1 rRNA gene is annotated in these 1,466 nt (G+C 51.0%); it reads right to left on the bottom strand.

The features are described 5' to 3' along the window. Window positions 1–1,446, bottom strand: a 23S ribosomal RNA gene (locus tag AAIL67_RS24650); the annotation flags it as partial. Between the last annotated feature and the right edge of the window lie 20 nt (window positions 1,447–1,466).

Below are 1,466 nucleotides of genomic sequence, written 5' to 3' on the forward strand. Positions count from 1 at the left end.
TCCAACAGTTGGCTGAGCTAACCTTCTCCGTCCCCACATCGCACTATTGATCGGTACAGGAATATTGACCTGTTTCCCATCAGCTACGCATCTCTGCCTCGCCTTAGGGGCCGACTCACCCTACGCCGATGAACGTTGCGTAGGAAACCTTGCGCTTACGGCGAGGGGGCTTTTCACCCCCTTTAACGCTACTCATGTCAGCATTCGCACTTCTGATACCTCCAGCATCCGTTACCAGACACCTTCACAGGCTTACAGAACGCTCTCCTACCACGCACAGTAAACTGTGCATCCGCAGCTTCGGTAACTGGCTTAGCCCCGTTACATCTTCCGCGCAGGACGACTCGATCAGTGAGCTATTACGCTTTCTTTAAATGATGGCTGCTTCTAAGCCAACATCCTGACTGTTTTAGCCTTCCCACTTCGTTTCCCACTTAGCCAATTTTAGGGACCTTAGCTGGCGGTCTGGGTTGTTTCCCTCTTGAGTCCGGACGTTAGCACCCGGTGCTCTGTCTCCCAAGCTGTACTCGTCGGTATTCGGAGTTTGCATAGGTTTGGTAAGTCGCCATGACCCCCTAGCCTAAACAGTGCTCTACCCCCGACGGTAATACTTGAGGCACTACCTAAATAGTTTTCGGAGAGAACCAGCTATTTCCAAGTTTGTTTAGCCTTTCACCCCTATCCACAGCTCATCCCCTAATTTTGCAACATTAGTGGGTTCGGACCTCCAGTACCTGTTACGGCACCTTCATCCTGGCCATGGATAGATCACTTGGTTTCGGGTCTACACCCAGCGACTAGTCGCCCTATTCGGACTCGATTTCTCTTCGCCTCCCCTATTCGGTTAAGCTTGCCACTGAATGTAAGTCGCTGACCCATTATACAAAAGGTACGCCGTCACCCCTAAGGGCTCCGACTTTTTGTAAGCATACGGTTTCAGGATCTATTTCACTCCCCTCCCGGGGTTCTTTTCGCCTTTCCCTCACGGTACTGGTTCACTATCGGTCGATGATGAGTATTTAGCCTTGGAGGATGGTCCCCCCATATTCAGACAGGGTTTCTCGTGCCCCGCCCTACTTGTCTGCAGCCTAGTACCACCGATCGGTTTTCACATACGGGACTATCACCCACTATGGTCGGCCTTTCCATGCCGTTTTGTTAACTGATCGACTATCACTGCAAGGCTCTTCCGAATTCGCTCGCCACTACTATCGGAATCTCGGTTGATGTCTTTTCCTCTGGGTACTTAGATGTTTCAGTTCTCCAGGTTCGCTTCGTGCACCTATGTATTCAGTGCACGATACCTCTTGCGAGGTGGGTTCCCCCATTCAGAAATCTCCGGATCAAAGCTTATTTGCCAGCTCCCCGAAGCTTATCGCAGGCTATCACGTCTTTCGTCGCCTATCATCGCCAAGGCATCCACCATATGCTCTTAGTCACTTGACCCTATAACTTTGGACTCTCTT

Source organism: Comamonas sp. A7-5 (assembly GCF_039581385.1).
Classification (GTDB): Bacteria; Pseudomonadota; Gammaproteobacteria; order Burkholderiales; family Burkholderiaceae_C; genus Comamonas; species Comamonas thiooxydans.